Genomic DNA, 6,605 nt, shown 5'->3' with positions numbered 1-6,605 from the left:
AAAAGAAAACCTGTGCACTATCCATGTGGGCATACCCATCTACTTCCAGTGTCACAGGCAGGGAAAATTCCTCCGATCTTACTTCGACAACCTGCTCCTCCTGACAACTGCCCAAACTGAATACAATTATCATCCAGACCCCAACCGTATAATACCACCCGATCTTCATTTACCAATTAACGATGTTTCATCTTAGCATTTAATTTCGTCCCCCTCTTCCTCTGACACTCCCTCCACCATTTATCATCTGGCATTTAAATCGTAATCGGTGGTTCCTGATCCACATTCCATTCGACATCGACATCGATCAGGGAATTCACATTCACTTTCCAGATATTTCCCGGCTGATCCGGGTCGATAGTAGCCGTCACCTTGGTAATGGTATTTGGTTTCAGCACATATTTAGGTAAAGTTATAGGTTGTTTAGGACCGTTTACCAGATAAAAAGTAGTCAGAAAAGTCGAGCTGTCTCCCGCAACGGTCGGCAGCGTCACATACGTCAAAGTAATGCTGTCTTTTACTTGTTGCCGATACTGATTAGAGACAAAAACATAACTCCCTGTCCTCCCCGGAAAGGTCCCGTTCATATTAAAAGAACTATTTACCATTTCAATATCCATATCGATCCGGTCGACAACACTGGGTATTTTCTCTAAAGTAAGAGCAAACATAGCGACCTTACGGTAAAGAGACAATACCGGCAGATTCGTTTCGGAAGTAGCTCCCACCTGAACCACATCGGAACTTCCCCAAAACAACCGGGAAGCTTCTTCTCCTGACCTTACCACTACCAGTACCTGATTTAAAGTACTTCCTGCGGTCACTCCCTGTAAAGAAACATTCGGCAAGGCATTGCCTAAGGAATCCTGTACATTCCCTACTCCCACGATTTTATAGTTTGCCAGCGGTACAGAATCAAAAACAAACTCCCGGGGTACAGTAAAACCAGGTTGAGTACTCATAGTATTTTCTGTCAATGCTTCCAGTTGGGATTTATCCAACAACATATTCCGGTACAGTACATAATCACCGGTTGTATTTTCCCGAAAAAGAAAAAGATTCAACGATTTTACGTAAGTAGTCAAGTTTTCTCCGACCACCGTTCCGACACGTCCCGCCAAAGCCACTGCGATATTTCCGGTCGAATCCTTCGCAGGAGGGTAGGGTTTGTAACTGTCATCTTCGCGACAGGCCTGCAAAATTATTAAAAGTAGTAATCCCCCGAATAAATATACTCCTCTCATTCTATTCATTTTTAATTTTAAGAGTATACTTCCCTGCTTCCTGAAAAGTTTCGATTTTCCTGTATTTTGTTTTCACAATTTTTATCAGATCGGTAACCGCCGGGAGTTACCTTATCGGCTTTTCATTACAGAACAGGGTATACCTTACACCGGTCTTACCGGAGAAACTTTTACTTCGTTTGTTCCTGCTGTTTATATCGGAGAATATGTTGCCTGTCAGCTGGCTTCTAATCAAGTCAGGGATAAAAAAGGGATATAAAACTTACCCGTGCTCACGCATCTTACAGAAATAATAAAAATCGACCAAATGACCATTCTTGACTGCAGCATGATGCAAAACAGCTTCCTGTCGATACCCCGCTTTTTGCGATACATGCATAGAAGCGGGATTCGTACTGAATACAATCGTGTACAATTTTTCGTAATGAAAATTTTGAAAAGCATATTCGGTGATATCCTCCAACACTTTACTCATAATGCCATGCCCCCAATATTTTTCCCCGATCCAATATCCCACCTCGGCAGTCACTCTTTCTACATCTCCTTCGGATCCGAATCCGATACTTCCCACCGCTTTTCCTTCAACCTCGATAGCAAAACGCATCGGTTTGCCCGGCATAGCTTTTACCATACTGATGTAATCGAATGCATCCTGTTTGGTATAGGGATGCGGAAAATTATCCATTAAGTTATTCCAGATTTTGTTGTTATCGGCATTTTCTGCCAAGGATTCACAATCGGAGTAACTGAATTCCCGGATGACATACCCTTCTCCCTCGATCCGCACTCCCTGTTTTTTTCCCTGTAAAATAAAGAACTCATCTGCCCCACTCGTCGATCGGGGCAACTCGGTTTTACCTGTTTTCATAGTTGTCAGATTCTTTCGAATCTCTCCTTTTTCAGATTTGTTTGTTTTAATTTTAAACGCCACAAACATACAGAGATATTTCATCGGGTGTAACTATTTTTCCTCAAAAAAAATTCATCCGACGAAAGATATTTCTGACATTCCGAAAACCGGATATTCAAATAATTTTATACATTCGCGATTTGGATGATCACGAACAGATGAAATATAAAACACTGATAATCAAAGGTATTTTTCAATCACTTGACGAATTTGTGTTGCTTGCATCGCCCCACTCTGCCGCCAAACCATTTTACCTGCTTTGAATAACATCAATGTCGGTACCGCCTGTACCTGATAGGAATTTACCAACTGCCTGTTGACCGGGGAATCGATATCTATTTTCACAATTTTCACCCGCTCCCCCAACTGCTTTTTCAGGCCTTCCAATACGGGATGCATCATTTTACAAGGTCCGCACCAGGTAGCGAAAAAATCTACGAACACAAGGGTATTTCCCTGAATGATGTCTTCGAATTTTGCCATAACTTTATGCTTTAGGTCTGCTTATTTATATCGCAGATCATGCTGACAAGTTACGCTTATAGGGACTCTATTTTCAATCGGTAGTCGGATCCAAAATTGACGATATAAAAACCCTGATTTTCTTTACCGGCTTGACCTTCCATCTTTTGAAAATAAAAACGCGAAAAATCACCGTTACGCGGATAAAATTCAAGTGCATCCAGTGTCCGGTCCCGGTATTTTGCCGCCAATTCAATAAAATAAAGACTCATATCGAAAGCCTTATAGGCCAGATTATTCGGTTCGGTATAAAAATATTTCCGGTATTTTAAGGCAAACCGTTTGGCAGGCTCCGTGGTATTGTCCACATAACTATAGGTAAAGATCTTCGTATTCAGTTTGAAATAAGTCTCATGATCTACCGAAGTAAAGGCCTGCCATTCCGGGAAGCCGACGACGGTAATCCGATAACCATCCGTTAAAGCCGATAATACCGGTAATATCTTACTGACTTCAGCTTCTTTCGTAGTAGGCAGAATGATTATATTTTCCCGGTCGGGCAACAATTGCAAACGCAATCCATCCAACGGAACTGCCGAAGTATTCCAATCATAAAAATTCATACTGCCGATCCGATGCATATACTCCTTAAACAAGCGAATATCTTCCAGGTCTGAATGACTGACCTCGTTCCCTGTCAGATTCAGACAAACCAGATTCGCTTCTTCCGCTTCTTCGCGCAACCAATCACTCATCGCAACAGTCAGTGCTTTCATAGAAGGGTTGACCTGGATAAAATCAGGATACACGCCAAATTCTTCACTTCGGGAAGATAAGGGATAAATGACCGGGATATTTTTATTCGTTAAATCATCCATTAAGGCCTTATACACCGAGCCATATACCGGACCGATGATCAGGTCGGGATGAAACCGGTCGATTTCATCGACCATAGTATACATTTTCTCTGCACTCCGTTCGGTATCGAAAACCTTCAGGTTAACTTTGTATCCTTGATTTTTCAAGCTGTCCACCGCCAGCAATACCCCTTCATAAAAAGAAATAAATTGCTCGGAGCGGGCAGAAATCTGTACCGGCATTTTTTCCACCAGCGTATCGACAAATACAGGATAATCTTTTGCAGAAAAAGGGAGCAGTAAAGCCACCTTCACAAAAGGATCGACAGGCATCACTACTTCGGAGATATAATCCGGAATCTCCATTTTATCGGTAGCCCCGATAACAGTCGTAGTCTCTTTTTCCGGTTCTTGTTCCGTTTTTTCGTTTTTTTGCATCAGGGCATTTTGCAGGATATCGGTCACGGACGCTTCTTCCACTTTTTTCACGCTCTCGTTTCGAACCGGACGCTCAGGGCGAATCTCCTGCTTTTTTCCCACCGAAGCTTCGATTTCTTCTTCACCCAATACAGAAAGATCGATTTCAGCCAAAGGCAACTTCACCACAGCTCCTACCGCCAGGGGTTGATTCTGGGCATATCCTTCATTGAATTTCAATAAACGTTTCGGTTTTATCTTATAAAGCCGGGCGATGGAATAGAAAGTCTCTCCTTTAACCACTTTGTGATAATAAAATTTGTCGTCCTGTTGCACAAAAGGATCGGTATAAGGCACTTTCAATACCTCGTATAAACTCAACGCATTATCTTTCTTATCATTTAAACTCTTTACCTCGTCGATGTTCGCTCCGTATGCCTTACATATCGAATACAAAGTCTGACCGGGTTGCACGGTATGCAAATAATAACTCTTTCCCCGAATCACAACGATATCGTTGGACTTTGTTACCGCAGTCCCTTGCCCGATTACCTGACCGCAAGACCATAAAAGCAAAAACAGAAATAATAATTTTAGCATAGCTATTCCTATTAATAAGCAGCAAATTTAGAAAAAATAGTAGATAATTTAAAAATCTGCGCTATTTTTGCAAGTTGATGAACCCAGGCTTTCACAACAAAGGCCATAAACCAAATTGTAACCGATGAAAAAATTTCCGGCAAGACTCACCTTTTACCTGCTGAATCTGTTAGCAGCCATTCTTCTCGTTTGTGTGATAGGTTATTTTGTTCTATCCCATCTGGAGAGTTATACCCAACACGGACAATTTATTCCGGTTCCTGCCTTTAACGATTTGACAGTGGAGGAAGCACACGCGGTAGCCCGGCATGCTCATTTAACTGTTGTGGTGACCGACTCCCTGTATGACGATGCGGCCAAACCGGGAGTCGTGCTCGAACAATCACCGGTAGCCGGAGCACACGTTAAAGAAAACCGTCTGATCCATCTGATCATCAATGCCCATAACCCTGAAAAAGTGGTTTTCCCGAACCTGCAGAATGCTGCTTACCGGCAGACACTGCAAACCCTGACCAGCCGGGGATTCAAAATCGGTCATATCGAATATGCCCCGTCTGAATTTCATAATCTGGTATTGGATCTTAAACATGACGGAGAAAATATCGTTCCAGGGAGCTTATTGACCAAAGGAGCCCTTATCGATATCGTGTTAGGAAGTGGAAATGGAAGGAATACAGTCGTTCTCCCGCAACTGACCGGGAAAAATCTGCAGGAAGCCCTGGATATCCTTCGTAAATCTTACCTGAATCTCGGCGAAGTACTCCCGGATGCCAGTATAAAGAGTAAAAACGATGCCTACTTGGCTGTCATCTACGAACAGGATCCTTTGGGCGAGACGACAGTCGAAGGAGGTACTTATGTCAACCTGCATATCACCCTACAAAAAGATAAAATTGCAGCACTCGACTCCTTGATGGTTACCGAATAAAAACGTGAACTAAAACAGCATCCTATGCCCGAATTTGAAGAAGAGGAAGAATTATTGGAAGAAGAAGAGGAAGGACAAGCATCCGAAATGTACGAACACCACCGGATCGAAGCGGATAATGGCCAGAATCTGCTCCGGGTGGATAAATTTCTGATGTCACGTCTGCCGAATGCTTCCCGCACAAAAATTCAGGAAGCTGCCGATGCCGGAAATATTCTGGTAAACGGGAAGGCTGTCAAATCGAGTTATAAGGTAAAACCCAAAGATATCGTATCGGTCGTCATGGCCTATCCCCGTCGGGAAATCGAGATCATACCGGAAAATATCCCCCTGAACATCGTTTACGAAGACGACGACCTGATGGTAGTCAATAAACCCGCCGGGATGGTAGTACATCCCTCCTACGGGCATTATACGGGCACTTTGGTGAACGCTCTGGCCTGGCACCTGAAAGGTAATCCGCTTTTTAAAGACAATAACGATCCGCGTCCCGGATTAGTCCACCGGATCGATAAGGACACGTCGGGATTATTGGTCATCGCCAAAACCGAAAAGGCCAAAACCCATCTGGGATTACAATTTTTCAACAAGACTTCCGACCGGAAGTATGTAGCCGTTTGTTGGGGTAACCTGGAAGACGAAACCGGAACGATCACCGGACATATCGGGCGCAACCTGACCAACCGCAAAGTCATGGCCTGTTTTCCGGACGGCAGTCATGGCAAACACGCCGTAACGCATTACCGGGTATTGGAACGCCTGGGCTATGTGAACGTAGTTGAATGTATTTTGGAAACCGGCCGAACCCATCAGATCCGTGCTCATTTCAAATATATCAAACACCCGCTTTTCAACGATAAAGAATACGGGGGAAATGAAATTCTGAAAGGTACCACCTTTGCCAGGTACAAACAGTTTGTCAACAACTGCTTCGAAATTTGTCCCCGACAGGCACTGCATGCGAAAACCTTGGGATTCGAACATCCCACCACAGGTGAACGCCTGTCGTTCGACTCGGAAATCCCGGACGATATGCAGCAACTGATACAAAAATGGCGGGCATATATCCAATCCCGGGAAGAATAACAGGGATTCCGGGACGGTTCTTCCATCCCACTTTTTCTCAAACAAATCGTTCGGGCAACCAATCACCAGGCATTTCCCGTCAGGCCATACTCCCGCCCTCT

At 43.7% G+C, this 6,605-nt stretch carries 6 protein-coding genes; 2 read left to right on the top strand and 4 right to left on the bottom strand.

From position 1 onward, the window contains the following. Window positions 1-254: 254 nt before the first annotated feature. The 4 genes from WS34_RS04650 to WS34_RS04635 form a co-directional block, all read right to left on the bottom strand. Complete coding sequence (locus tag WS34_RS04650) at window positions 255-1,244, bottom strand: FimB/Mfa2 family fimbrial subunit (protein ID WP_013611859.1); 990 nt, start codon at window positions 1,242-1,244, stop codon at window positions 255-257. A 262-nt stretch (window positions 1,245-1,506) separates the two neighbouring features. Continuing rightward, a complete protein-coding gene (locus tag WS34_RS04645; RefSeq protein WP_228026167.1) occupies window positions 1,507-2,112 on the bottom strand; it encodes a GNAT family N-acetyltransferase in 606 nt (201 codons plus the stop codon). Between the two features lie 222 nt (window positions 2,113-2,334). Continuing rightward, window positions 2,335-2,637 (bottom strand): thioredoxin, encoded by a 303-nt coding sequence (gene trxA / locus WS34_RS04640; protein WP_022159470.1) that lies wholly within the window; start codon window positions 2,635-2,637, stop codon window positions 2,335-2,337. A 56-nt stretch (window positions 2,638-2,693) separates the two neighbouring features. Continuing rightward, window positions 2,694-4,490 carry a LysM peptidoglycan-binding domain-containing protein gene (locus tag WS34_RS04635; RefSeq protein ID WP_013611862.1) on the bottom strand — a complete coding sequence of 599 codons (1,797 nt, stop codon included), beginning with the start codon at window positions 4,488-4,490 and terminating at the stop codon, window positions 2,694-2,696. 124 nt (window positions 4,491-4,614) lie between these two features. Here WS34_RS04635 and WS34_RS04630 point away from each other — a divergent pair, with 124 nt between their 5' ends. Next, window positions 4,615-5,418, top strand: coding sequence for a PASTA domain-containing protein (locus WS34_RS04630; RefSeq protein ID WP_046403415.1), 804 nt, complete (start codon window positions 4,615-4,617; stop codon window positions 5,416-5,418). A gap of 24 nt (window positions 5,419-5,442) precedes the next feature. Then, window positions 5,443-6,504: an RluA family pseudouridine synthase gene (locus WS34_RS04625; protein WP_022159472.1), complete on the top strand. Its 1,062-nt coding sequence runs from the start codon at window positions 5,443-5,445 to the stop codon at window positions 6,502-6,504. Window positions 6,505-6,605 lie beyond the last annotated feature (101 nt).

This window comes from Odoribacter sp. N15.MGS-14 (assembly GCF_000980245.1).
GTDB lineage: Bacteria > Bacteroidota > Bacteroidia > Bacteroidales > Marinifilaceae > Odoribacter > Odoribacter splanchnicus.
Note: the sequence above shows the minus strand (reverse complement) of the source record. Positions and strands in the feature narration are given on the sequence as shown.

Bases quoted from the DNA above. Each gene is read 5' to 3' on its own strand.
- WS34_RS04645 (WP_228026167.1), bottom strand. From the start codon at position 2,112: ATGAAAACAGGTAAAACCGAGTTGCCCCGATCGACGAGTGGGGCAGAT.
- WS34_RS04635 (WP_013611862.1), bottom strand. From the start codon at position 4,490: ATGCTAAAATTATTATTTCTGTTTTTGCTTTTATGGTCTTGCGGTCAG.
- trxA (WP_022159470.1), bottom strand. From the start codon at position 2,637: ATGGCAAAATTCGAAGACATCATTCAGGGAAATACCCTTGTGTTCGTA.
- WS34_RS04650 (WP_013611859.1), bottom strand. From the start codon at position 1,244: ATGAGAGGAGTATATTTATTCGGGGGATTACTACTTTTAATAATTTTG.
- WS34_RS04625 (WP_022159472.1), top strand. From the start codon at position 5,443: ATGCCCGAATTTGAAGAAGAGGAAGAATTATTGGAAGAAGAAGAGGAA.
- WS34_RS04630 (WP_046403415.1), top strand. From the start codon at position 4,615: ATGAAAAAATTTCCGGCAAGACTCACCTTTTACCTGCTGAATCTGTTA.